Annotated in this window: 20 protein-coding genes; 8 read left to right on the forward strand and 12 right to left on the reverse strand. The window is 74.5% G+C overall.

The features are described 5' to 3' along the window. Positions 1 to 15 precede the first annotated feature (15 nt). Both ACFZCY_RS15155 and ACFZCY_RS15160 read right to left on the reverse strand, forming a co-directional pair. Positions 16 to 4,452 (reverse strand): HAD-IC family P-type ATPase, encoded by a 4,437-nt coding sequence (locus tag ACFZCY_RS15155; protein ID WP_391172707.1) that lies wholly within the window; start codon positions 4,450 to 4,452, stop codon positions 16 to 18. A gap of 103 nt (positions 4,453 to 4,555) precedes the next feature. Next, entirely contained in the window at positions 4,556 to 4,828 is a 273-nt protein-coding gene (locus ACFZCY_RS15160) for a hypothetical protein (RefSeq protein WP_391172709.1), read from the reverse strand. 25 nt (positions 4,829 to 4,853) lie between these two features. Here ACFZCY_RS15160 and ACFZCY_RS15165 point away from each other — a divergent pair, with 25 nt between their 5' ends. Together ACFZCY_RS15165 and ACFZCY_RS15170 are read left to right on the forward strand one after the other, a co-directional pair. Beyond that, positions 4,854 to 5,147: a hypothetical protein gene (locus ACFZCY_RS15165; RefSeq protein ID WP_391172711.1), complete on the forward strand. Its 294-nt coding sequence runs from the start codon at positions 4,854 to 4,856 to the stop codon at positions 5,145 to 5,147. A gap of 591 nt (positions 5,148 to 5,738) precedes the next feature. After that, positions 5,739 to 6,338, forward strand: coding sequence for a LuxR C-terminal-related transcriptional regulator (locus ACFZCY_RS15170; RefSeq protein ID WP_391172713.1), 600 nt, complete (start codon positions 5,739 to 5,741; stop codon positions 6,336 to 6,338). Between the two features lie 101 nt (positions 6,339 to 6,439). On the opposite strand, the gene ACFZCY_RS15175 is transcribed toward ACFZCY_RS15170, so the two are convergent. Beyond that, positions 6,440 to 7,228 carry a DNA-formamidopyrimidine glycosylase family protein gene (locus tag ACFZCY_RS15175; protein WP_391172715.1) on the reverse strand — a complete coding sequence of 263 codons (789 nt, stop codon included), beginning with the start codon at positions 7,226 to 7,228 and terminating at the stop codon, positions 6,440 to 6,442. Positions 7,229 to 7,323: 95 nt separating this feature from the next. Here ACFZCY_RS15175 and ACFZCY_RS15180 point away from each other — a divergent pair, with 95 nt between their 5' ends. Further along, positions 7,324 to 8,478: a SpoIIE family protein phosphatase gene (locus tag ACFZCY_RS15180; protein WP_391172717.1), complete on the forward strand. Its 1,155-nt coding sequence runs from the start codon at positions 7,324 to 7,326 to the stop codon at positions 8,476 to 8,478. A gap of 63 nt (positions 8,479 to 8,541) precedes the next feature. On the opposite strand, the gene ACFZCY_RS15185 is transcribed toward ACFZCY_RS15180, so the two are convergent. Continuing rightward, complete coding sequence (locus ACFZCY_RS15185; protein ID WP_391172719.1) at positions 8,542 to 9,276, reverse strand: Mut7-C RNAse domain-containing protein; 735 nt, start codon at positions 9,274 to 9,276, stop codon at positions 8,542 to 8,544. 72 nt (positions 9,277 to 9,348) lie between these two features. Then, positions 9,349 to 10,197 (reverse strand): ribonuclease BN, encoded by an 849-nt coding sequence (locus tag ACFZCY_RS15190; protein ID WP_391172722.1) that lies wholly within the window; start codon positions 10,195 to 10,197, stop codon positions 9,349 to 9,351. Positions 10,198 to 10,355: 158 nt separating this feature from the next. Here ACFZCY_RS15190 and ACFZCY_RS15195 point away from each other — a divergent pair, with 158 nt between their 5' ends. Beyond that, on the forward strand, positions 10,356 to 13,754 hold the full coding sequence (locus tag ACFZCY_RS15195) for a SpoIIE family protein phosphatase (protein ID WP_391172724.1): 3,399 nt from the start codon (positions 10,356 to 10,358) through the stop codon (positions 13,752 to 13,754). Here the strand turns inward: ACFZCY_RS15195 and ACFZCY_RS15200 are convergent. From ACFZCY_RS15200 to ACFZCY_RS15225, 6 genes are all read right to left on the reverse strand, one after another. Continuing rightward, positions 13,743 to 14,621 (reverse strand): MauE/DoxX family redox-associated membrane protein, encoded by an 879-nt coding sequence (locus ACFZCY_RS15200; protein ID WP_391172726.1) that lies wholly within the window; start codon positions 14,619 to 14,621, stop codon positions 13,743 to 13,745. The two genes, ACFZCY_RS15195 and ACFZCY_RS15200, sit on opposite strands and share 12 nt — an antisense overlap. Next, a complete protein-coding gene (locus ACFZCY_RS15205; protein ID WP_391172728.1) occupies positions 14,618 to 15,271 on the reverse strand; it encodes a cell wall protein in 654 nt (217 codons plus the stop codon). The genes ACFZCY_RS15200 and ACFZCY_RS15205 overlap by 4 nt, the downstream gene beginning before the upstream one ends. Before the next feature lie 8 nt (positions 15,272 to 15,279). After that, complete coding sequence (locus ACFZCY_RS15210; protein ID WP_391172730.1) at positions 15,280 to 15,702, reverse strand: RlpA-like double-psi beta-barrel domain-containing protein; 423 nt, start codon at positions 15,700 to 15,702, stop codon at positions 15,280 to 15,282. Positions 15,703 to 15,773: 71 nt separating this feature from the next. Then, a complete protein-coding gene (locus tag ACFZCY_RS15215; protein WP_391172732.1) occupies positions 15,774 to 16,931 on the reverse strand; it encodes an acetyl-CoA C-acetyltransferase in 1,158 nt (385 codons plus the stop codon). 13 nt (positions 16,932 to 16,944) lie between these two features. Further along, positions 16,945 to 17,532 (reverse strand): TetR family transcriptional regulator, encoded by a 588-nt coding sequence (locus ACFZCY_RS15220; RefSeq protein WP_391173655.1) that lies wholly within the window; start codon positions 17,530 to 17,532, stop codon positions 16,945 to 16,947. Between the two features lie 81 nt (positions 17,533 to 17,613). After that, the gene (locus tag ACFZCY_RS15225; RefSeq protein ID WP_391173658.1) at positions 17,614 to 18,405 is read right to left on the reverse strand and encodes an SDR family oxidoreductase; all 792 of its coding nucleotides are present in this window, start codon (positions 18,403 to 18,405) and stop codon (positions 17,614 to 17,616) included. A gap of 54 nt (positions 18,406 to 18,459) precedes the next feature. Here ACFZCY_RS15225 and ACFZCY_RS15230 point away from each other — a divergent pair, with 54 nt between their 5' ends. From ACFZCY_RS15230 to ACFZCY_RS15240, 3 genes are all read left to right on the forward strand, one after another. After that, positions 18,460 to 19,626: an acyl-CoA dehydrogenase family protein gene (locus tag ACFZCY_RS15230; RefSeq protein WP_391172734.1), complete on the forward strand. Its 1,167-nt coding sequence runs from the start codon at positions 18,460 to 18,462 to the stop codon at positions 19,624 to 19,626. An 81-nt stretch (positions 19,627 to 19,707) separates the two neighbouring features. Further along, positions 19,708 to 20,688: an acyl-CoA dehydrogenase family protein gene (locus ACFZCY_RS15235; RefSeq protein WP_391172736.1), complete on the forward strand. Its 981-nt coding sequence runs from the start codon at positions 19,708 to 19,710 to the stop codon at positions 20,686 to 20,688. Between the two features lie 104 nt (positions 20,689 to 20,792). Continuing rightward, the gene (locus ACFZCY_RS15240) at positions 20,793 to 21,797 is read left to right on the forward strand and encodes a substrate-binding domain-containing protein (RefSeq protein ID WP_391172738.1); all 1,005 of its coding nucleotides are present in this window, start codon (positions 20,793 to 20,795) and stop codon (positions 21,795 to 21,797) included. 9 nt (positions 21,798 to 21,806) lie between these two features. On the opposite strand, the gene ACFZCY_RS15245 is transcribed toward ACFZCY_RS15240, so the two are convergent. Then, a complete protein-coding gene (locus tag ACFZCY_RS15245) occupies positions 21,807 to 22,547 on the reverse strand; it encodes a PaaX family transcriptional regulator C-terminal domain-containing protein (RefSeq protein ID WP_391172740.1) in 741 nt (246 codons plus the stop codon). A gap of 130 nt (positions 22,548 to 22,677) precedes the next feature. On the opposite strand from ACFZCY_RS15245, the gene ACFZCY_RS15250 reads away from it, so the two are divergent. Beyond that, the gene (locus ACFZCY_RS15250; RefSeq protein WP_391172742.1) at positions 22,678 to 24,333 is read left to right on the forward strand and encodes an acyl-CoA dehydrogenase family protein; all 1,656 of its coding nucleotides are present in this window, start codon (positions 22,678 to 22,680) and stop codon (positions 24,331 to 24,333) included. The last annotated feature ends 184 nt before the right edge of the window (positions 24,334 to 24,517 follow it).

The following is a 24,517-nucleotide window of genomic DNA, read 5'->3' on the forward strand; positions in this document are numbered from 1 at the left end:
CACTGGGACGCCCGCTCAGGACTCCTGGGCCACCGCGCCGCGGGCCAGCGGGGTCATGACCGAGCCGATGACGGTGGCCGCGGCGATGGAGCCGAGGGTGATCCCCCAGGCGAGCGGGCCGAGCGGGGTGCAGTCGAAGAACTGGCTCACGCCCGGCGTCTGGATGATCCCGGCGAGGACGGCGGCCGAGCCGAGCCCGGCGATCAGCACATGCCGGTCCAGGCCCCCGGTGGCCAGGGTCTGCGCCAGCTGCGTACCGACCAGGGCGACGAGCGCCACCGTACTGGCCCGGCGCTTGCGGCCGGTGAGCAGCGCGCCCGTCCACGCCACGCCCGCACCGGCGGCCGTGATGATGCCGCGCAGCATCATCTCCCGGTTCAGCGCGGTGCCCAGGGAACGGCTGGGGCCCTCCTTGAGCAGCCGCTCGCCGGTGTGGCCGGTGGGTTCGCGCACCGCGATGGCCAGCGCGGGCGCGAGGTCGGTCAGCAGGTTGACGAGCATGATCTGCCGGGCGGTCAGCGGGGTGCTGCCCACGATGGCGGAGGCGAGCACGCTGAAGGTGACCTCGCCGAGGTTGCCGCCGATGAGGATGGCGAGCGCGGCCCGGACCGAGGCCCACATCGCCCGCCCCTCCATGAGGGCCGACACGATCGTCTCCAGGCGGTCGTCGCTGACGACGAGGTCCGCGGCGGCGGTCGCGGCCGGGGTGCCGCGCCGTCCCAGGGCGATCCCGATGTCCGCGAGCCGGATCGCGGGGGCGTCGTTCGCGCCGTCGCCGGTCATCGCCACGACCCGGCCGAGGCGCTGGTACGCCTGCACGATGCGGACCTTGTGGTGGGGGCTGCAGCGGGCGATGACGTCCACGGTGGGGAGCAGTTCGTCCAGCTCGGCGTCGGCCATCTCGTCCAGGTCGGGCCCGGTGCACACCTTCAGCTCGGTGGCCTCGATGACGGTGGACGCGATGGACTCGGCGGTGGCCGGGTGGTCGCCGGTGAGCATCACGGTGTGCACGCCCGCCTCGCGCAGCCGCGCGGTCGCGGGGGCCGCGCTGGTACGCACCGGGTCGGCCAGTGCGATGAACCCGCGGAAGACCAGGTCCCGCACCGACTCGTCGGTGAGCTGTTCCCCGGCCCGCATGGGGCGTTCGGCCACGGCGAGGACCCGGCGCCCGGCGCCGGCCAGTTCCTCGGCGGCCGCGGTCAGTTCGGCGATGCCCCCGTCGTCCAGGGCGGTGGTCGCCGCCCCGTCGGGCGCCTGCCTGCGGACGCAGCGCTCCAGCACGCTCTCCGGGGCTCCCTTGACGCTCAGCAGGGTGCCGCGCACGGTGGCTCCGGCGGTGGCGTGATAGGCGCGGGAGGGCTCGAAGGGCAGCGCGTCGGTGCGCCGCCAGCGCGGTGCGCCCCGGCGTACCGCGACCCCGGCGCGGCGCGCGCCCGCCATGACCGCGCGGTCGGTCTGGTGGGCCATGGGCTCGGCCTGGCGGGCGGGCGGGGTGGCCCGCAGGGCGGCCGCGAGCACGTCCTTGCGCGGGGAGTCGAGCCGGCCGGCGGGCTGCGGGCCGCCGCCGTCGCTGACCGCCGCGAGCTGGAGGGTGCCCTCGGTGAGGGTGCCGGTCTTGTCGAAGCACAGCACGTCGGCGCGGCCGAGCGCTTCGATGGTGCGCGGGTTGCGGACCAGGGCGCCGAGGTCGGCCAGCCGCCGGGCGGCGGCCAGCTGGGCCGCGTTGACGAGGAACGGCAGGCCCTCGGGTACGGAGGCGACGGCGAGGTTGACCGCCGAGGCCAGGTTCTCGGTCAGCGGGAGGCCGTGCAGCAGCCCGGCCCCGGACACGGCGGCGGCGGAGCCGAGCGCGATGGGGACGCTGGAGCGGGTGAGCGTGCTGAGCCGCGCCTCGACGCCGGTGACGGGCGCGGCGCGGCGGGCGGTGGCCAGGCTGCGGCCGACCTCGGTGGACGGGCCGGTGGCCACGACGATGGCCTGCGCCCGTCCGGCGGAGACGGTGGTGCCCTCGTAGAGCATCGAGCTGCGCTGGGTGATCTGCGCGGCGACCACCGGCGCCGGGTTCTTGGGCACCGGCAGGGATTCGCCGGTCAGCGAGGACTCGTCGACCTCCAGGCCGTCCGCCTCCAGTACCCGGCAGTCGGCCGGTACGACGTCCTCCGGGCCCAGCGCGATGATGTCCCCGAGGACCAGGTCCCCGGCGGTGACCAGGCGTTCGGTGCCGCCGCGGCGCACCCGGGCGCCGACCGCGGACTTGGCGAACAGCTCCGCGAGCGCCCGTTCGGTCCTGACCCGCTGGAAGCCGCCGACGAGCGCCGAGGTGGCGGTGATGGCCGCGACGAGCGCGGCGTCGGTGCGCGACCCGACGGCGGCGGCGAGCGCGGCCCCGGCGGCCAGGACCGGGGTGAGCGGGTTGGCCAGCTCCTCGATGAACGCCGCCGGGAGGCTGGTTCCGGTCGGTTCTCCGGTGCGGGTGGGCGCCTTGCCCGCCCGGGTGGCGGCCTGCTCCGGGGTCAGCCCCTGGCCGGGGTCGGAGGACAGGCGCTCCAGCACTCGGGGTACGGGCATCAGATGCCAGGGGGTGGTGGTCACCGGGGGCACCAGCGGGCGGGAGAGCAGCTGCCGGGCGCGCCAGTTGCCGAGCCCGAACGCGATGGCCCCGGCGGTGGTGCCGGCCGCCGCGCCGCGCGCGGTGGCCTGGTCCCGGGGGGCCTTGAGGGCGGCGACCGCGCCGATGCCGCTGCCGCCGGCCGACAGCAGGGCGCTCTCGCGGTCCACCTGGGCGGCCACGCCGACCGCGTCCACGATGATTCCGGCGGAGTCCAGGTCGGCGCCGACGAGCAGATGGGCGCCCCAGGCGGGGGGCTCGCCCTCGTGGTGGATCCCGACGCCGCAGTCGGACGCGCCCAGGGCCCGGCGGTTCCCGGACAGCAGCATCACAACCGCGCCGTCGGCCTGGAGAGCGCGTACGGAGGCCACCAGGCGGCGGCCCGCCGGTGCCACCGCGTCGGCGAAGGTGAAGGCCGTCGGGAGCGGCCGGTCGGTGGCCAGGACGATGCGCGCGCCCGCCCGGCGGGCGGCCGCGGCCACCGCCTCGGCGCCCGGGACCGCCTGGGCGGCGAGCCCGGCGACCGCCTGGAGCCGCTGTCCCCGGGCCAGGCCGAGGGTCCGCTCGCTGCCCTTGCGGCGCAGCCTGGCCGCGGTCTGCCGGCCGGTGCGGCCGGTCAGCTCGAGCCGGTCCAGCGGCCCCAGCACCCATCCGTTGTCGCGCCGGACCTCCAGGGGCGCGTCCGGGTCGAAGAGGTCGAAGAGCCGCATCGCGACCTGCTCGGGATCGGCGCCGCCGAGGAGTTCCAGGTCGATGGGTTCGTATCGGTCGCCGCGCAGCGCCGCCTCGTCGAGCACCACGGTGTCGACCTGGCCGAGCCGCCGCAGGGCGCTGCGGTCCATGGCCAGGACGCCGCGCAGGGCCAGGAACCGGCCGAGGCTGGTGGCGAACCCCTCGCGCCCGGCGCCGGGCGCCTTCGGTATGGACGAGAACGCGACGGCCAGCCCGCGGCGCGGTCCGGCGAACGGGGCGGTCAGCGCGCCGACCGCCGCCCCGGTGGCCATGGAGCGCTCCGCGAACCGCTCCATGCTGTCCCTGGGGGTGGGGCCGGGCCGCTCCACCACGATGGGCTCGGCGGCCACGTCCTGGGGCCCGTGCACCAGATGCGGCTCCATCGCCGCCCATGCCTCGCCCTCGGCCCTGGCCTCCCGCCACAGGCCCAGGCGCTGGGCGAGGTCGAGTGCGAGCCCGCCGCCGCTGGTGGCCACGCCCTGGGTCAGCGCGCTCAGGACGGGCAGGGCCGCCTCGGTGGGCTCGCCGCGGGTGATGGCCAGGGCCAGCCGGCGCAGCCGGGGGTGGTTCTGGATGGCGGATACGGACGCGCTCACCTCGGCCGGGAGCCGCAGCCAGGGGACCAGCCGCAGGGCGGTGGCGACGCTCAGGCCGAGGACGTCCGCGGCGACCACGGTGAGCGACTGGGCCTCCCGGGGCCCGCCCGAGGGGTGGCGAGGTTCGGGGGCCCATGCGTCGAACTCCTCGGCGGGGGCGGCGGGACCGTGGGTCTCCGCGCGCTCGATCAGGGCGACGAGTTCCAGTTCGCGCGGGGGCGGTTTCGTGACGGCGACGACGACCCGCTCGGAGGGCGCGTTCACCCGCGCCCACAGCACGCCCGGATGCTTTTCGAGGGCCTGTTCCACCCGGTTCGCCACCTGCTCCCCGCCGATCCCGTGCACACCGTGCACTTCGATGTAGTAGCGGCCCGGGTACGACCACACCCCGCGGCTGGGCGGGTGGACCAGCCGCCCGACCGCGCCGGCGGCGTCGCGTACCCGTGCGGCCACTCCGTGGGTGAGGGGCTCCAGCATCGGGGGTTTCGTCAAGTGCAGCTCAGGCAGCGTCGTCATCGGTGAGACCTCCGGTGTGTCGGCGTCCGCGGCGCGGTTTCCGTGTGGAGCGGCCTGTCCGGTTGATTCCGATTACCCTGAAATAGGAAGAAGATTCCGAATGTCAATCATGTGTGGACGTGAGACCAGTGACCACTCCCACCAGCCCCCGCAAGCGCAGCACTTCCGCGACGGCACGGTCGTCGGCGCGCAGCGCCGGCAAGTCGGCCCGGAGCCAGGCCACATCGAAGGGCCGGGCCCCGTCGAAGACCGCGGCCGCCTCCAAGTCCGCGCAGTCGGGGAAGACGAAGGCAGCGCAGAGCACACAGAGGTCGAAGACGGCGAAGGCGGCGAAGTCCGCGAAGCCCACCCCCCAGAAGGGTGACCACCGGTTCACGGTGACGGTCCCCAGCCTCGGACACGTGGCGCAGGCGACGCGGCTCGACCGCGCCGCGAGCGCGGCCCATCTCGACCGCGTCGACGGTGAACGCGTCGGCCGCGCGGCGAAGAGCGCCGCGAACGTGGCGCTGATGCCGATCGCGGCGGCCCGCCGGGTGCTGCCCGCCAAGGGCGGCCTCCCGCTGTACGCGGGGCTCGGGGTGCTGGGCGTCGCCGAGGTGATCGAATGGCCGGTGGCCGTGGGCGTCGGGGTCGGCTACGCGGTGCTGCGGCGCGGCGGGGTCATGGCGCCACCGTCCGAGACCCGCAAGGCCTGACCACGGCGGACCCGCCCCGAACTCCCCCCAACACCGACAGCGACCCCTGGCCGCCCGGGGGCCCGTCCGGCGCGGCGCGCCGAGGACGAGCCGCCCCCGGGCGGCGCCAGCGTGCCCACGTACCGGGGGCGACCCCGGCCCGCCGGGTGATCCGGGCCGGAATCGCCGGTGTCCGCGACAAGGTGATGTGGGACAGACTAGGGAATCACCGAGACTTCACGATGCGCGAGCGATGCCCGCTTTCCCCATTCAGTGGCGCCTTTGACCATTCCACCAGGGCACACGGGCAAGAAACGGGCAGAAGTTGACCACAAACGGGCAGCGGCAAGCAGCCGAAACGTTGGTATATACCATGAAGCGCATCTAACACCCGTCACTGGAACCGTCGCACGGTCCGCTTCCAGCGCCGGTCCGGAGGCTGGTGGCAGGGCCGTGACCTCAGCTTTTTCCGGTTTGCGCACGACCATGCCGTTGTTGAGACAACAGAAAGCGGTACTCTCCATGGCTCACCCCCACACCACTCAGGGCGCCCGCCGCCTGCCCAGGCAGGCATCATCGGACTTAACCCATGACCGGAACCGGGCCCGCGCCGTGACCGGACGCCACGCCGCCGGTATGGCCACCCTGGCCCTCGACCTCCAAGTTCTCGCCGGAGACGAGGACTTCTTCCGGCACTTCGGCGGAACGTCGGCGGAGCTGTGCGGGCGCAACCTGTTCGACCTGCTCGACCCCAGCGCACCCGCCGTCCTGCGGGAGCACTTCCTGCGGCTGCACGACGGGCGGCGCACCCGCTTCACGGAGCGCGTGGTCGGCTACCGCTCGGGAGGGCGGGTGTTCTCGGGCGAGCTGACCGGCACGGCCATCCAGGGCCCGTCCGACACGCTGTCGGCGATCGTCGTCCTGGTCAAGCCGGATGACGAGAAGGCCGAGGAGGACACCGCGGCCCAGAGCCGCAATCTGCTGTCGCCACTGGAGGCGCAGATACTGGAGGGCGTGGCCACCGGTGCCTCGACCGTGCAGATGGCCGCCAAGCTCTACCTCAGCCGGCAGGGCGTCGAGTACCACGTGGGATCGATGCTGCGGAAGATGAAGGCGCCCAACCGGGCGGCCCTGGTCTCCCGCGCGTACGCGGCGGGCATGCTGACCGTTGGCACCTGGCCGGCCCGGGTCCGCCCGGACTTCGTCAAGTGACCCGGCCATGAAGTGATATCGCGTCGGATGACGTTTCCGGTGGCCGGCGAGATCGGGGGTTCCGTCGGCCACCCCCTCGGCCGCCCTGAGCGGCGGCCCGGTCAGGAGCGTTCCGGCTGACACCGCGGGCACCAGGTACTGGTCCGCCCGGCGATCTTTCCGCGGCGCAGCGGGCGGCCGCAGCGCGGGCAGTGCGGATCCGGGTCGTCACGGTGACCGGTGAGCCAGGACGGCCGGGGCGGCACCTGCCCCGCCCGCACCGAGGTGCGCAGCACCCCGCGCAGCGCCGTGTGCAGCCGCCGCCGCTCGTCCGGGCCCAGATCGCCCGTCCGGCTCTTCGGATGGACCCGCGCCCGCCACAGGATCTCGTCGCCCAGCAGATTGCCGAGCCCGGCGACGACGGACTGGTCGGTCAGCGTGGCCTTGACCCGTCCGCGCCGCCCTTCCAGCAGCGTGTCCAGCTCGCCCCGGCCCAGCGAGAGCGCGTCCGGGCCCTGCTCGCCGAGGATCCGGTCCACGTCGGCGTCGGTGGCGGCGAGCCACAGGCCCCGCAGCTTGCGCTGATCGTGGTAGCGAAGCTGATGGCCGTCGTCGAGCGTGAAGACGACCCGGCCGAACCGCTCGGGCGGATCGTCCTCGGAACGGCACACCAGCCCCCCGGTCATCCCGAAGTGCAGGATGAGGGCGGGACCCCCGACCGGGGCGATCAGCCATTTGCCGTGACGCCGCGGGGCGGCGAACCGGCGGCCCTCCAGCTCGCGCTTCAGCCGCTCTGCGGTGACCCCGCGCAGCACCCCGGGATCGAACACCTCGACACGCTCGATCCGGTGTCCCTGCGCGCAGGAGACCAGGGTGCGGCGGAAGCCCTCGACGTCCGGCAGCTCGGGCATATCGCCAGATTACGCCGGACTCCGGAGGACGGCTCGGAGGGGAGGAAAGGTGCGGATATCCACATCTTTACCCTGGTCGGATAAAGTACCTGGTTATGCGATTCATCCGCTCCGAGTCGAGGGCGAGCGATCGCAATCAGACGCTTTTCGCGATCGCGCGGTGCCTGCCGTTCGTGGTCATGGCGACGGTCGTCACCATCGAGCTGACCCCCGCGCATGTGATCTACACCGGCCCCCTGCTCACCCCTGCCCCGGCGCTGGCCGCGGTGACCATGGGCCCGGCCGGCACCGGGGGCGTGGTGCTGCTGGCCGCGGGGATCAGCGCCCTCACCGCCACCCACAACCACGCCTGGGGCACCCAGCAGGTGTACGCGAATCTGCTGGCGCTGCTCGTGGTGTCCGTGGCGAGCGTGGCGAGCAGCGCCATCCGGGAGCGCAGGGACCGGGAGCTGAGCCAGGTCCGCCGGATCGCCGAGGTGTCCCAGAACGTGGTGCTGCGGCCGCTGCCCGCCCGGATGGGCGGGGTGCGCACCGCCAGCGTGTACATGGCCGCCGAGCACGGGGCGCAGATCGGCGGCGATCTGTACGAGGCGGTGGGCACCCGCTACGGAGTGCGGCTGATCGTCGGCGACGTACGCGGCAAGGGGCTGGCCGCGGTGCGGTCCGCCGCGGCGGTCCTGGGCGCCTTCCGGGAGGCCGTGCACTACGAACACGATCTGATCGAGGTGATGCGGCGGTGCGCGGCGGCACTGGGCCGCGAATACGACCTGCTGGACCGGTCCCGGCTCCAGGACTGGGACGAGCGGGCCGAGCAGTTCGTCACCGTGGTGCTCGCCCAGGTGGTGCCCGACACGGCCATGGTCCAGCTGATCAACCGGGGCCATCCCCCGCCGCTGGTGCTGCACGACCGCAAGGTGCGGACGCTGGGCCCGGTGCGCCCGCTGCCGCCGCTCGGCCTGGACGAGTTCCTGACCCCGCCCCCGATCGGCCTCGAGACCTTCCCGTTCGCCGTCGGCGACCGGCTGCTGCTGCACACCGACGGGGTGCTGGAGGCGCGTAACCACTGCAACGAGTTCTTCCCGCTGCCGCAGGTCATGGAGACCGTGGAGGGCGCCACCCCGACCGAATACCTGGATGGGCTGCGCCACGCGCTGGTCCACCACGCCGAGGGGCGGCTGGCCGATGACGCGGCGATGATCCTCGTCGAGCGGGCGACGGGCGCCGAGCCGGGGTGGCGCTCGGAGTCCTAGCTCCGGCTCCTGGCTCCGGCTCCTGGGGTGGCGCTCCGTCTCCTCCAGCGGCGCCGCCCGGGCTCAGGGAGCCGGGGCGCCGAACTCCTCCACCGCGGCCGCCACGATCGCCTCCAGCCGGGAGTGGTGGGCGCCGCGCCAGTAGACGCGCTCGCAGGCGGCGCAGCGGGCGAACACCTCGTACGTGCTCCGCGTGCCGTGCTCCAGCCGCTCGCGGACCGTGTCCTTGTGGGCGTCCTCCAGGGCGCCGTTGCACGCCGTGCAGCGGGTCCACGGGGCGAGGGAGGGGGCGAAGCGGCCCAGGACGTCGCGCAGTTGTTCATCGGGCCGGTCGCTGTAGACATACGCCCCGGCCCACAGCTCGCGCCGCCGCAGCAGCCCCCGGTCGCGCGAGAGCAGCACCCGGCGCTGGGCCGCGGAGCGGGCGGCGAGCGCGGGGTCGCCGATGTCCTCGCTCTCGTACGCCGCGTCCACGCCCAGCAGCCGCAGGCGGCGCGCGAGGGTGCCCAGATGGACGTCGAGCAGGAAGCGCAGCGGGGCGCCCGGGACCCGCTGCGGCCGGACGACCGGGTGCACCTCCACGGACTCCCCCGCCCCCGGCACATGCGAGACCGCGGTCTCCCGGCCGTCGACGAGCAGCCGGCCGACCTCGGTGAGCGGGACCCCGAACGACTCGACGACATGGCCGAGGGTGGAGGCGCCGTCGGTGGTGACGGCCGTGCGGTCCCGGCGCCGTTCGGGGGCGGCGAAAAGCCACAGTTCAGGGGCGAGGCTGAGCTGGATCTCCGGTCCGTTCACACCGCCAGCATGCCAGGCGTGACCATTCGCGGGCGACGCGTTTTCGCCCCCGTGTCGCCGCCTCCGGCGAGGTCAGGCACCGCCGGAGCGCTCCAGGCGCCGTCGTGTGCGGCGCCAGGTCACCAGCCGCAGATACTCCTCGTGCAGCAACCGGCCGACGAGCGCCCCGCCGAAGACCACGAAGCCGACGCCGACCAGCCAGGACTGCACGACCAGCACGGTGCCCACCGGGCCGTAGGACACCGCGCTGGAGGCGATCAGCGGCGAGAACACCAGCCGGGAGAAGACCCGCAGCCCCCACAGCCCGACGCCGGTGGCGAGGGCGCCCGGCAGCAGGGCGCCCCAGCTGATCCGCCCGCCGAGCAGCAGCCGCTGCGACCACCAGAAGAAGAGCACCGTGCCGACGACGGCGACCGCCAGCCGGACGGGTCCGGCGCCGAGGTGGGACGACAGCAGGAGGTAGCCGATGAGCACGATGAGCCAGACCAGATGGCGCCACACGGTGTGCCAGCGGCCCGGGGGCAGCTCCCACACCTTCTCGTAGCCGGTCTGCACCGCCCCGCAGAAGGTCAGCCCGAAGAGGGCCAGCGTGGCCAGACCGAACGCGGTGGTGGTCTCCAGCGACCGCCTCGGCGGGGCGAACAGGTCCAGGACCTCGTCCCGTGAGGTGGCGGACACCCCGAGCCCTTCGGCCAGCCACTGGGCGAAGCCGTGCCGGTTCACCGGATCGGCCGCGGCGACCACGATCAGCAGCGGCACCAGCGTGAGGAAGCCGAGCGCGGCGAACCCCAACGCCCGGTGCATCAGCTCGAATTCGCTCCCCCTGCGCCACCCCCGTCCGGCCGGGGACCGGTGGAACGTGCGGTGCAGCCGCCGGAACCGCGAGCGGCGGTGGGAGGAGTCGGGCAACTGCTCGGACATACCACTCCCACTCCCCCGCCACCGAATCATGCGATATGCCCCAGTACGTAGCGCATCGTCCAGCGTACTCAGTGCGGATGCCCGTGCAACCCACGGTGTCGGCGGCCCACTGGCCCGGCGGCGGTCCTGTGCCAGAATGTGAGAGGGAAGCTGCCGCGATGAACGGGCCCGGGAACCAGCAGACGCCTGCCGGAGAGCTGTTCGCCGAGGGCGGTGCGCTCGGCAGGATGATGAGCGCGATCGACTGGTCGGCGACACCCCTCGGCGCCACTGACGCCTGGCCTCCGCGGCTGGTCGAGGCGTTGCGCATCGTGTTGTTCAGCGAGCAGCCGATGGCCCTCTTCTGGGGCCCCGACTACACGATGCTGTACAACGAGGGCTACATGGCCATCATCGGCTCCAAGCATCCGGGGGCGCTGGGCCGGTTCGGCCGGGACGTCTTCCCCGAGAACTGGGAGCTGTCCGCCGCTCCGCTCTTCGAGAGCGTGTGGGAGAGCCGCAAGCCCTCTTTGGTGACCGACCGGCCCTTCGTCATCCAGCGCCGGGGTTTCCTGGAGCAGTCCTACTTCGACATCTCCTTCCAGCCGCTGCTGCTGGAGGACGGCACGGTGGGCGGGGTGCTGTGCGTCGTCACCGAGACCACGGCGCGGGTGCTCAGCGAGCGGCGGCTGCGGCTGCTGGCGGGGCTCGGCGCGCGGGCCGCCGGGCTGCGCACCCCGCAGAGCGTCGCCCGGACCGTCGCGGAGATGCTGGACATCCACCGGGACGACGTCCCGTTCACCGCCTTCTACCTCGTGACCGCCCCCGCCGGGCTCCGGCTCGCCGCGTCCGCCGCCGTCCCGGAGCGGGCCGTCGAGGCGATCCGGGAGCTGTCGCCGGACCGGAGCGGGGAGGCGACGGGCCTGGCGGCGCGGCTGGCGGCCGTCGTGGGCGACGCGGCACCGGCCCGGCTGCCGGGCGCGCTGTTCTCGATGCCCGGGCAGGAGGCGCTGGCCCATCCGCTGGTCCGCTCGGGCGCGGTGGAGGGCGTGCTGGTGATGGGCGTCAATCCGCAGCTGCCCGCCACCGCTCCCTACCAGGACTTCTTCGAGGTGCTGGCGGCCACCGTCGGGGCGGCCCTGTCGGCGGCCCTCACCCAGCAGGAGCAGCGGCGGCGCGCGGAGACGCTGGCCGAGCTGGACCAGGCCAAGACGGTGTTCTTCTCCAACATCAGCCATGAGTTCCGTACGCCGCTCACCCTGATCCTCGGCCCGGTCCAGCAGGCGCTGGCCGACGAGGACCGCCCCGCGCGGCGGTCCCAGCTGGAGCTGGCCGAGCGCAGCGCGCTGCGGCTGCTGAAGCTGGTCAACACCCTGCTGGATGTCTCCCGGGTGGAGGCCGGAGGGCTCAAGGGCGCCTTCGAACCGGTGGATCTGTCCCGGGCCACCGCCGAACTGGCGGCCATCTTCCGCACCTCCTTCGACCTGGCCGGGCTGACCCTGGAGGTGGACTGCCCGCCGCTGCCCGAGCCGGTGCACATCGACCGGGAGATGTGGGAGAAGATCGTCCTCAATCTGATCAGCAACGCGCTGAAGTTCACCTTCACCGGCGGGGTCACGGTCCGGACGGCCGCCGCCGGCCGCCACGCCCGGCTCACCGTGAGCGACACCGGCACCGGTATCACACGGGAGGAGCTGCCCCACCTCTTCGAGCGCTTCCACCGGGTGCGCGGGGCACGCTCCCGGTCGTACGAGGGCAGCGGCATCGGGCTGGCGCTGGTGAAGGACCTGGTCGAGCTGCACTCGGGCACCATCTCGGTGGCCAGCGTCCCGGACCGGGGCACCGAGTTCACGGTGGAGGTTCCGTTCGGCACCGCGCATCTGGAGGACATCACGCGCGAGGCGCCGTCCGTACGGAGCGCCACGGACGAGGCCGAGCGCGCCGCCCCCTACGCCCAGGAGGCGCGCAACTGGCTCGACACCGCCCCGCCCGAGCCCCTGGAAGCGCAGACCCTGGAAGCGGAACCGGAGCCCGCCCCGGCCCGGCGGTCCCGGCTGCTGGTCGCCGACGACAACGCCGACGTACGGTCCTATCTCGGCGATCTCCTCGGCCGCGACCACGACGTCCTCCTCGCGGCCGACGGGCGCGCCGCGCTGGACACCGCCCTGGAGCACTCCGTCGATCTGGTGCTGACCGATGTGATGATGCCGCGCCTGGACGGCTTCGGGCTGGTGCGGGCGCTGCGCGCCGACCCCCGGACCACCCGGCTGCCGATCATCATGCTGACGGCACGGGCCGGGGAGGAGTCCACGGTGCGGGGGCTGGGCGCGGGCGCCGACGACTACCTCGCCAAGCCCTTCTCGGCACGTCAGCTCCTCGCCCGGGTCGGCGCCAACCTGGAGCTGTCCCGGCTGCGCGAGCGGGTGCTCAGCGACAGCCGGCGGCAGGCGGACATGCTCACCTCGCTCTCCCGGGCGAGCCTGCTGCTGTCCGACACCCTCGATCCGCCGCAGGTCCTGGACACCGCCCGGCGGCTGCTCATCCCGGCCCTGGCCGACGAGATACGCGTCCGCCTCGCCGACCCCCGCGCCGAGCGGCCCGTGTACGCCGCCGGGGAGCCCGTGGCGCCGGACGACCGCCTGGACCGGGCCCTCGCCGACACCCTGCTCGCGGGCGCCGCCCCCGAGGCGCCCGCCACCGGCGGCACCCTGCTCGCCGTACCCCTGCTCGCGCACGGCCGGATGCTGGGCGCCCTGGCCATCGCCCGGCGCGAGGGCGCGTACACCATGGCCGACCGGCAGTATCTGCAGGGCGTGGCGGGCCGTCTGGCCCTCGCCTACGACAACGCGGCCCGCTTCCGCAACGAGCGCCATCTCGCGATGACCCTCCAGCGCGCCCTGCTGCCGCAGGCCCTCCCGCAGGTGCCGGGGCTGCGCACCGCCTCCTACTACGAGGCGAGCGCCAGCGGCGCCGAGATCGGCGGCGACTGGTACGACGTCATCGCGCTGCCCGACGGCGAGATGGGGCTGACGATCGGCGATGTGATGGGACATGACGTGGACGCCGCCACCGTGATGGGCCGGTTGCGCTCCACCCTTCGCGGCTTCGCCCTGGACCGCGCCTCCCCCGGTGTGCTGCTGGGGAAGCTGGACGCCTATCTGCGCTCCCTGGAGGTCGACCACTTCGCGACGTGCCTGTACGCGGTGTACGAGCCGCGCACCCGGCGGCTGCGGTACGCGGCCAGTGGCCATCTGCCGCCGCTGCTGGTGGCGGACGGGACGACGAGCTTCCTCGACGTCTGTCCCAACGCCCCGCTGGGCCTGGCGCACGAGCCCTTGGTCGGCCACGAGACACGGCTGCCGCGCGGCGCGGGGCTGCTGCTGTTCACCGACGGGCTGGTGGAGAACAACCGGCTACCCCTCGACGACGGCCTGGCGGCGCTGCGGCGCGCCTGCGACGGGCTCGCCCCGCCCGTCCTCGCCGACCCGCAGGCGATCATCGACCGGGCGCTGGGGCTGCTGGACATACCGGGCCGGGTGGACGACGACACGGCGCTGCTGGCCGCGTCAACGCCGTAGGGGGTGTCCTGCCCGGTCGCCCGCCGCCACCGGTTCGCCGGTGTCGGCGTCGAGGACGCTCACCCGCACCGCGGGCTCCCGTACCGCGTCCCGGCTCGCCCCCGCGTCCAGCGCGAAGAGCACCACCAGCGGTCGCGCCGTGCCGCCGGGCGCGTGGAGCCCGGCGTACTGGAGGATGCGCCAGCCGCCCTCGTCCCAGTGGTCCAGCAGCGCCGACCGCACCAGGGGCGCGGTGCTCTGCCAGGCCAGCGAGCGTTCCAGCAGCTCGACCGTCGCGGCCACCGGCACCCGCGGCCCGTTCGGGATTCCGGCCAGCGGGTGTCCGGTGAGGCGCAGGCGCAGCCTGCGCCACGGCATCCGCCACCGGCGGTCGGCGCGGAGAGCCAGCAGCCCGGCCGCCGCCGCGAGGGCGCAGCACCCGGTGGCGGCCGGGTGCCGCGGGGCCGTGACCCACCAGGGGTGCCGGGCCAGCGCCACGGCGACACCGCCCGCCGCCACCACGGCGGCCCGGGCGAAGGCCCTGGCCCCCACCGGCCCGTCGTCCCGCGCCGTACAGCCGCACGAGGCCCCGGGCGCGGCCGCCCGCGCGTACCCGAGGTAGCCGAGGAAACCGGCGCCGAGCGCGGCGGCCGTCCCGCCCGCGGCCACCGACGGTGACAGCACCAGCAGCGCGGCGGACAGCAGGAGTTCGAGGGCGCCGAGGGCGCGCAGCGCGAGCGCCGCGCGGCGGCCGCCGCGCAGCAGCCGGGCCAGCGCGGTCCGGTGCGCCGGCCGGGCCGTGCCGTGGCCGACGAGCTTGCCCGCCCCGGCCGTCCCCAGCACCCCGGCGAGCAGCGGCGCGGCGAGATCGAGGGCGGCGGCGCTCACCGGCGGCGCCCCGCGCCCGGCCCGACCGCCACCCGCACGATGTCCACGGAGTCGTCGGACGGCCGCCAGGCGCCCAGCACCTGGGCGCCCTGCCCGATCCGCAGCCCGGAGAGGTCGGCGGTGGGGGCGGCGCCGGAGTACGAGGCGCTGGAGGTGTCCGGGAGGAGGTTGCCGACGATCTCGTGCGATCCGTGCGCGAGGTGCAGCCGGGTCTTCTCGATGCCGCGGATGGTGGTGTGGAGGTTCACGATGTTCACCCACACCGCGTCGGCGGCGACCGTGCCGTCGGGCATCGGGACGCCGCGTGCGTAGAGCCCGTCGCCGGTCTCGATCGACGCGGCGGTGGTGGGACGTACCTTCCAGACGCTGGTGGCGCCTGTGAGCCGGACCCGGGCGTGGTCGCCGTAGGAACCCGCCACCTCCAGCACACCGCCGTCGACGGAGGTGATCCGCCCCTCCACGAAGGCGCTGGTGGGGACCGCAGGGTCCAGGGGCTCGCGCAGGGGCGCGGCGAAGACGGCGTCGGCGTCCACGGCGCCCAGCGCGGTCGCCCCGATGACGCCCGTCCCGACGACGGTCACGCCGCGCAGTGCGGCGGCGGTGAGGAAGCGGCGGCGGTCGAGGGGGTCGGAGATCCGGTGCGCGCTCATGGCCCCGCTCACTCGTAGAGGGAGACCGGCAGGGTGCCGGAGCTGAGGCTGCCGATGGCGGAGAAGGCGGCGGGGGTCAGGTCGATGACGCGGTTGCTGCGGCAGACGCCGTCGCAGCAGCTGGACTCGCCGCAGAAGCTCCGGGTGCGCGGACCGCAGTCGCTGACGGTGACGCAGACGGACGCCCCGGAGCACAGGTGGCGCACCTTGATGGCCGAGCCGCAGCCGCGCCGCGGCAGGTCCTCGCCGCACAGATCCGGCCGGGTGATGTCCCAGCACGCCTTCGACGCGTTGGGCCAGGCGGCCTGCAGGGAACTGGACTTGCACGTGCCGCAGGCGCCGCCGCCCGCGGCGGCACACGGGCCCCAGGCGTTGCCACAGCAGAACCAGGTGGCCTCGCCGTTCCCGAGACTGGTCGATCCGCACGCCATGCGGCCATCATGCGCGGGGCCGCAGGGGGCCGCCAGGCGGAAGCGTCCGATCGCCGCACCCCACGGCGCCCTCACAGCCTCTCGACGATGGTCACGTTGGCCTGGCCGCCCCCTTCGCACATGGTCTGAAGCCCGTAACGCCCGCCCGTGCGCTCCAGTTCGTGCAGCAGGGTCGTCATCAGCTTGGCGCCCGTCGCGCCCAGCGGGTGGCCCAGCGCGATCGCGCCGCCGTTGACGTTGACCCGTTCCGGGTCGGCGCCGCTCTCCCGCAGCCAGGCCAGCACGACCGGTGCGAACGCCTCGTTGATCTCCACCAGGTCGATGTCGGCGATGGTCATGCCGGTCTTCTTCAGCGCGTACGCGGTGGCCGGGATGGGCGCGGACAGCATGCGGATCGGGTCCTCACCGCGCACCGACAGATGGTGGATCCGGGCGCGCGGGGTCAAGCCGTGTTCGCGTACGGCCCGTTCGGAGGCGACCAGCAGCGCGGCGGCGCCGTCGGAGACCTGGGAGGAGAGCGCGGCGGTGAGCCGGCCGCCCTCCATGAGCGGGGCGAGCGCGGCCATCTTCTCCAGGCTGGTGTCCCGGCGCGGCCCCTCGTCCGCGCGGACATCCCCGTACGGGACGACTTCACGGTCGAAGCGGCCCTCGTCGATGGCGCGGATCGCGCGCCGGTGGGAACGGAGCGCGAACTCCTCCATCTCCGGGCGGCCGATCCCCCACTTCTCGGCGATCATCTCGGCCCCGTGGAACTGGCTGACCGGCCGGTCGCCGTACCGCGCCCGCCAGCCCTCCGAGCCCGCGAACGGCCCCTCGGTCAGCCCCAGCGGCTCGGCCGCCTGGCGGCTGGCGAAGGCGATCGGCACCTGCGACATGTTCTGCACGCCGCCCGCGACCACCAGGTCCTGGGTGCCGGAGAGCACTGCCTGCGCCGCGAAGTGCAGGGCCTGCTGGGAGGAGCCGCACTGCCGGTCGACGGTCACGCCCGGCACCTCCTCGGGCAGCCCGGCGGCCAGCCAGCAGGTGCGGGCGATGTCCCCGGACTGCGGGCCGACGGTGTCCAGGCAGCCGAAGACCACGTCCTCGACGGCGGCCGGGTCGGCGCCCGAGCGCTCCATCAGCGCGCGCAGGACGTGCGCGCCGAGGTCGGCCGGGTGGACGGACGCCAGCCCGCCCTTGCGGCGGCCGACGGGGGTCCGTACCGCTTCGACGATGAATGCCTCGGCCATGGCTGCTGCTCCTTCAGTCTCGTGGGGTGATGCCGTCCAGGACCATCGACACGTACTGGCGGGCGATCTCCTCGGGGCTGTGCTGTCCGCCGGGCCGGTACCAGGACGCGGCGACCCAGACGGTGTCGCGCAGGAAGCGGTAGGCCAGCCGGATGTCGAGGTCGGTGCGGAACGCCCCGTCGGCCACGCCGCGCTCCAGCGTGCCCAGCCAGGCCTGTTCGAACCTGCGCTGCGAGTCGGTGAGATAGCCGAAGCGGGGCAGGGCGGCGAGCTGCCGGGACTCCTTCTGGTAGATCGCGACGGCGGCCCGGTGCCGGTCGATCTCCTGGAAGGACTCGGTGACCAGCGCCTCGATGGTCTCCCTGGGGCCGAGCCCGGCCCGCAGCACGTCCTCGTACCCCGCCCACAGCTCGTCGAGGAAGGTGGAGAGGATCTCGTCGACCATCGACTCCTTGGAGTCGAAGTGGTAGTACAGGCTGCCCGCGAGCATCCCCGCCTCGTCCGCGATCCGGCGGACGGTGGTCGCGTTGTAGCCCTGGGCGGCGAACACCTCGGCCGCCGTCGAGAGCAGTTCGCGGCGCCGCTCGGGGGACGGGCTCACGGTGGTCTTCTTGCTGTTCCCGCTGATTTTCGGCACGTTCCCATTCTCGCCTCACCGCTGCCGGGCTCACGGGTTCCGGGCTCATGGGTGCCGACTGCTGACGGACACCGTCTCGCCGGTCATGTACGACGCATAGCCGCTGGCCAGGAAGACGATCACGTTGGCGACCTCCCAGGGCTCGGCGTAGCGGCCGAACGCCTCGCGCTCGGTCAGCTCGGCCAGCAGCTCGGGCGTGGTGACCTTCACCAGGTGCGGATGCATGGCCAGGCTCGGCGCCACGGCGTTGACCCGCACCCCGTACGCGGCGGCCTCGACGGCGGCGCAGCGGGTGAGCGCCATGACCCCGGCCTTGGCGGCGGCGTAGTGGGCCTGTCCGGCCTGGGCGCGCCAGCCGACGACCGACGCGTTGTTGACGACGGTCCCGGATCCGCCTGCCGGACGGGCCTTCATGCGGCGGAGGGCGGCGCGGGTGCAGCGGAAGGTGCCGCCCAGGGTGACGTCGATGACCCTGTGCCACTGCTCGTCGGTCATCTCGGTGAGTTCGGCGGTGCCGCCGAGACCGGCGTTGTTGACCACGACATCCAGCCGTCCGTGCCGCTCCTCGGCGAGGTCGAACAGCGCCGCCACCTCGTCCTCCTCGGTGACATCGCAGGTCAGCCCGGCGACACGATCCGCTCCGAACTCCTCGGCGAGGGCGGCGACCGTCTCCTCGAGGCGGCGTGCGTGGACGTCGCCGATGACGATCCGGGCGCCCTCCTCCAGGAACCGGCGGGCCGTGGCGCCGCCGATCCCGGCGCCCGCCGCGGCCGTGATGACGGCCGTGCGGCCGGTGAGCAGGCCGTGGCCGGGGACGTACGACGGCTTGTTGTCCATCACGGCGCCACGGTAACCTACCAAACACTTGTTAGGGAAGGAGCCGGGGGCCCGATGGATCTCGACCTGACCGAGCGGCAGGAGGCGTTCCGGGCCGAGGCCCGGCGGTGGCTCGCGGCCCATGTGCCCGCCGCTCCGCTGCCGTCCCTGGAGACCGCCGAGGGGTTCGCCGCCCATCGCGCCTGGGAGCGGACCCTGGCATCCGGCCGCTGGTCGGCGGTGACCTGGCCCGAGGAGTACGGCGGGCGCGGCGCGTCGGTGCTGGAGTGGCTGCTGTTCGAGGAGGAGTACTACGCGGCGGGCGCGCCCGGCCGGGTGAGCCAGAACGGCATCAGCCTGCTGGCCCCCACTCTCTTCGACCACGGAACCGCCGGGCAGCGCGCCCGGATCCTGCCGCCGATGGCGCGCGGCGAGGTGATCTGGGCGCAGGCGTGGTCCGAGCCGGAGGCGGGCTCCGACCTCGCCTCGCTGCGCTCCACCGCCCGGCGCGCGGACGGCGGCTGGCTGCTGACCGGCCAGAAGACCTGGTCCTCCCGGGCGGCCTTCGCCGACCGGGCCTTCGGGCTGTTCCGCAGCCACCGCGAGCCCGGGGCCCCGCCCCACCGCGGGCTGACGTATCTGATGTTCCCGCTGGACGCGCCGGGCGTGACCGTACGCCCCATCGGCCGCCTCGACGGCAAGCCCGCCTTCGCCGAACTCTTCCTGGACGAGGTGTTCGTGCCCGACGAGGACGTCATCGGCGAACCGGGGCAGGGCTGGCGGGTCGCGATGAGCACCGCGGGCAACGAGCGCGGGCTGACCCTCCGCAGCCCCGGCCGTTTCACCGCCGCCGCCCGCCGTCTGGCCGCCCTGTGGCGGACACGTGTCGCCGCCGGGGAGGAGACGGGCGAGGCCGCCGCGGCCCTGCGGGACCGGGTGGCCGACGCGGTGATCCGCGCCCGCGCGTATGAACTCTTCGCCTACGCGGGCGCCTCGCGCCTGGCCGCCGGGGAAGCGCTCGGGGCCGAGTCGAGCCTCAACAAGGTGTTCTGGTCGGAGCTGGACATCAGCCTCCACGAAACGGCCCTGGATCTGCTGGGGCCGTGCGGTGAGCTGGCGGAGGACGGCTGGGCGGAGGGCTATGTCTTCGCGCTGGCGGGGCCGATCTACGCCGGGACGAACGAGATCCAGCGGGACATCGTGGCGGAGCGGCTGCTCGGCCTGCCGAAGGGCAGGCGGTGAGCGGTCCCCCTCACGGACCCCGCGTACGGCCAGAACACGACTCCCGGCGACACCGCGACGGAAGACGAAGGGCGACCGCGCATGAGATTCCTGCTGGACCAGGCGCAGAGCGAGTTCGGCCGAACCCTCGACCGGATGCTCGGCGCCGCGGACACCCCCGGCGCGGTGCGGGCGTGGGCGCGCGGGGAGCACGCGCCCGGGCGGGCGCTGTGGGGGCGGCTCGCCGAGGCCGGGGTGACCGCGCTCGCCGTGCCGGAGGCGTACGAGGGGGTGGGGCCGCTGCCGGTGGAGCTGGCCGTGGCCTGCGTCGAGCTGGGGCGGCACGCCGTGCCGGGGCCGTGGGCCGAGACGGCCGCGGCGGCGGTGCTGCTGACGGCGTCCCCCGCGGCCGGGGACTGGCTGCCCCGTATCGCCTCCGGACAGGCCATGGTCACCGTGGCGATGGCCGACGGCGGTCCGTACGCCCTGGACGCGGACGCCGCCGACGCCGTCCTGGCCGTGCGCGGCGAGGAGTTGTGGCTGGCCCCGGGGCACGGCCCGGTGCGGACCTCACTCGACCCCGCCCGGCGCCTCGCCCCGCCGCTGCCCGGGGGCGAGCCGCTGGCGCGGGGCGCGGCCGTCGCCGCGGCCGCCGCGCGCGCCGCGGACTGGGCCGCCTTCGCCACGGCCGCGCAGTCACTCGGCGCCGGGCTGGCGCTGCTGGACCGGACCGTGGCGTACGTCAAGCAGCGCACCCAGTTCGGCCGCGCGATCGGCTCGTTCCAGGCGGTGCAGCACCAGTTGGCGGATGTGCTCATCGGGCTGGAGTTCGCCCGCCCGCTGCTCCACGGGGCCGCCGTCGCCCTCGCGGCGGGCGGCCCGGGGGCCGGGGCCGAGGTCGCCGCCGCCAAGGTGGCGGCGGGCGACGCGGCGTACGCGGCGGCGCGCACCGCCCTCCAGCTGCACGGCGCGATCGGCTACACGGACGAGTACGACCTGTCGCTGTGGATCCGCAAGGCCCGCGCCCTGCGGGGCGCCTGGGGCTCGCCCTCGGTCTGCCGCGCCCGGGTGCTCGCGTCCTGAGGCCGCTCGCCTCCTGCCGCCGGAGGAGTGTCATCCGGTCCGCGTCCTGATCCATGCTGTACCGACGAACAGAAGGCGGCGAAGCGAACAGCGAGGTAGCCCGGATGCACCGGCCCCGGCCCACCCTGGAGAGCGTGGCCCGGCACGCGGGTGTCTCGCGCGCCACGGTCTCCCGCGTCGTCAACGGCTCGACCAGGGTCGCCGAGGACAGCCGGGCGGCGGTGCTGCGGGCCGTCGAGGAGCTGGGGTACGTCCCCAACCAGGCGGCCCGCAGCCTGGTCACCCAGCGCACCGACTCGTTCGCGCTCGTCCTGCCCGAGGAGCCGGGCCGGGTCTTCTCGGACGACCAGTTCTTCCCCGGCGTGGTGCGCGGTGTCGGCCAGGAGCTGGAGGACGCGGACAAGCAACTGGTGCTGATGATGGCCCGCTCCCCCGCCAGCCGGAACCGCATCGAGCGCTTCGCCCTGGCGCGCCACGTCGACGGCGTCATGGTCGCCTCCGTGCACGGCGCCGATCCGCTGCCCGCCGCGCTGGCCCGCATGGGCATTCCGGTGGTCTGCAACGAACGGCTGCTGGGCCCGGCGGCGCTGCCGTACGTGGGCGTCGACAACGCCGGGGGCGCGGCCCTGGCCGTGACGCATCTGCTCCGCTCCGGCCGCGCCCGCGTCGCCACGGTCGCGGGCCCGCAGGACATGGTGGCCGGTATCGACCGGCTGACCGGCTACCGGACGGCGCTGGGCGAGGCGGGGCGGGAACCGCTGGTGGCGGCCGGGGACTTCACGCAGGAGTCGGGCGCGGTCGCGATGCGGGAGCTGCTGGGGCGGCAGCCGGAACTGGACGCCGTCTTCGTGGCCTCCGACCTCATGGGCCTCGGGGTGCTGCGGGCCCTGCGGCAGGCCGGGCGGCGGGTGCCGGAGGACGTGGCGGTGGTGGGCTTCGACGATGTGCAGGCGGCGCGGTACGCGGACCCGCCGCTGACGACGGTGCGGCAGCCGATCGCGGAGATCGGGCGGCGGCTGGCGCGTCAGCTGCTGCGGCTGGCGGGCGGGGAGGCGATCGAACCGGCGGTGGTGCTGGACGTGGAGCTGGTGCTGCGCGGTTCGGCGTAGCCACCATCGTCAAGGGGTGGTGTACTGGCGCAGCTCCCCGCGGAAGTCCCGCTCGAACGCGTCGTACCTGCCCCGCAGGCCGGCGCCCGGCCACCCCCGCGGCAGCAGCTCGTCCGGCAGCACCGGGTCCGTCAGCAGATGCCGCAGCACCGCCGCCGCCACCGTGAAGCGGCCGGCCGGGCTCCGCGCCGCGTCCAGGGCGTCGGCGAGGCGGCGGGCGCGGCCGGCCCAGTCCGGCAGGTCCCAGAGCCGGGCCGCGAGGGCGGCCGGGTCGTCCTCCGGGGTGGCGGTGAAGCAGCCGCACTGCTCGGCGACCACGGGCGGGCGGGGGCGTACGAGGTTGGCGGGGCGCAGCCAGGTGCCCTCGCGGAGTTCGGCGAGCCGCAGCGCGGCCATCGCCTGGCGGAGCGCGGCGCGCTCGGGGGCGGGGCGCCGGTCGGGGGTGACGACGGCGATCTCCCAGGTGCCGTCCCAGCGCCGGGTGCGGGGCGCGCGGCTTTCGTCCTGGCGGGCCTGGCGGGCGAGCAGCCGATCGGTGAGCCGGTAGGCGCCGCCGTGCTGTTCGAGGTCACCGGCGGCCACCATCCGGGTGAGCGCGACCCGTACCGTCCCCTCGGCCGTACCGAACAGCGCGCCGACGCGGACGAGCGCGCGGGCGGGCAGCTCCGGCGGATGGTGGCCCAGCAGGGTGCTGAGCACGATCGAGCGCGCCGTCAGGGGGCGCAGCGTGAGCGTTCCGGTGTCGTCCATAACTGTGCGGAACCCTATCCATCACCGCCTTCCACCTACCATTACAGATTTACATCACGCATACTGGAAGTGTAAGAGACCCTACGTCCGCAAGGCCCGGCATCCGCGGCGACCCCAGGAGACCTTTTCCATGAGCGCGACGCACGAAGTCCTCAACCAGGCTCCGCCCCTCGCCGGTTTCAGCACGGCCGACGACCCCGCCCTGCTGGAGGCCCTGCGCCGGGACGGCGCCGAATGGGCCGAGCCGCGGGTGCGGGAGGTGGGCGCCCGGGCCGGTTCCGCCGAGGTGCAGGACTGGGCCCGGATGGCGGAGGAGCACCCGCCGGTGCTGCACACCCACGACCGCTACGGGCACCGGATCGACGAGGTCGAATACCACCCCGCCTACCACCAGCTGATGACCGCGGCCGTGGAGAGCGGCCAGCACGCGGCGGCCTGGGCCGAGACCCGCCCCGGGCGGCACCTGGCGCGCGCGGCCACGTTCTACGCCTTCGCCCAGGCCGAGCCCGGCCACGGCTGCCCGATCTCCATGACGTACGCCGCGGTCCCGGCGCTGCGCGCCGAACCGGAGCTGGCCGCCGCGTACGAGCCGCTGCTGACCGCCCGCACCTACGACTTCGGCCTGCGCGCGCCGCTCACCAAGCGCGGGCTGATCGCGGGCATGTCGATGACGGAGAAGCAGGGCGGCTCGGACGTACGCGCCAACACCACCGAGGCCACCCCCGCGGCCGCGGACGACGGCACGTACCTGCTCACCGGCCACAAGTGGTTCACGTCCGCGCCGATGAGCGATGTGTTCCTGACGCTGGCGCAGGCCCCCGAGGGACTGACCTGCTTCCTGGTGCCGCGCGTCCTGCCGGACGGCACCCGCAACGCCCTGTACCTCCAGCGGCTCAAGAACAAGCTGGGCAACCGCTCCAACGCCTCCTCCGAGATCGAGTACGACCGCGCCGTGGCCTGGCGGATCGGCGAACCGGGGCGCGGGGTGCGGACCATCGTCGAGATGGTCAACGTGACCCGGCTGGACTGCGTGATCGGCTCGGCGGCGGGCATGCGCGCCGGTCTGCGGCAGGCGCTGCACCACTGCGAGCACCGCCGGGCCTTCGGCGCCGAGCTGATCGACCAGCCCCTGATGCGCAACGTCCTGGCCGATCTGGCGGTCGAGTCGGAGGCGGCGACCACGCTCGCGATGCGGCTGGCGGCGGCCCTGGACCGCGCCGAGGCCGGGGACGGCGGCGAGGCGGCGCTGCGCCGGCTGGGACTCGCGGTCAGCAAGTACTGGGTGTGCAAGCGCGGCGCCACCCACGCCGCCGAGGCCCTGGAGTGCCTGGGCGGCAACGGCTATGTGGAGGACTCCGGCATGCCGCGGCTGTACCGGGAGGCGCCGCTGCAGTCGATCTGGGAGGGCTCGGGGAACGTCGCCGCCCTGGACGTGCTGCGCGCCCTCGGCCGGGAGACGGGCGCGCTGGACGCCTTCCTCGCCGAGGTGGACGCCGCCGCCGGGGCCGACGCACGGCTGGACGCGGCCGTGGCCCGGCTGCGTGCGCTGCTGCCGCAGCTCGCCGATCCGCAGCGGGCGCAACTGCTCGCGCGCCGCCTCGCCGAGCAGATGACCCTGGTCCTGCAGGGCAGCCTGCTGGTGCGGTACAGCCACCCGGCGGTCGCCGACGCGTTCTGCGCCTCCCGGCTCGACGGGGACTGGGGGCACGCCTTCGGCACCCTGCCGCCGGGGACGGACACCGGCCCGATCCTGGACCGGGCCCGGCCCAAGGACCTGCGGGCGTAAACCTCACTCCCGGAAATCTCCTTATTATTTCCCCTATTCGGGCGAATCATCGGGGGCATAGGGCTGACGGCGGTCCGTTCAGCCGAATATTTCCTCGTGAATCGATGGCATGGCGCATGGCGGGCGGGGGTCCTCACGACGGCCCTGCTGCTCGCCTCGACGGGGGCGACAGCCGTGGCCGACG

The sequence above is a fragment of the Streptomyces sp. NPDC007983 genome, from assembly GCF_042958345.1.
Lineage (GTDB): Bacteria > Actinomycetota > Actinomycetes > Streptomycetales > Streptomycetaceae > Streptomyces.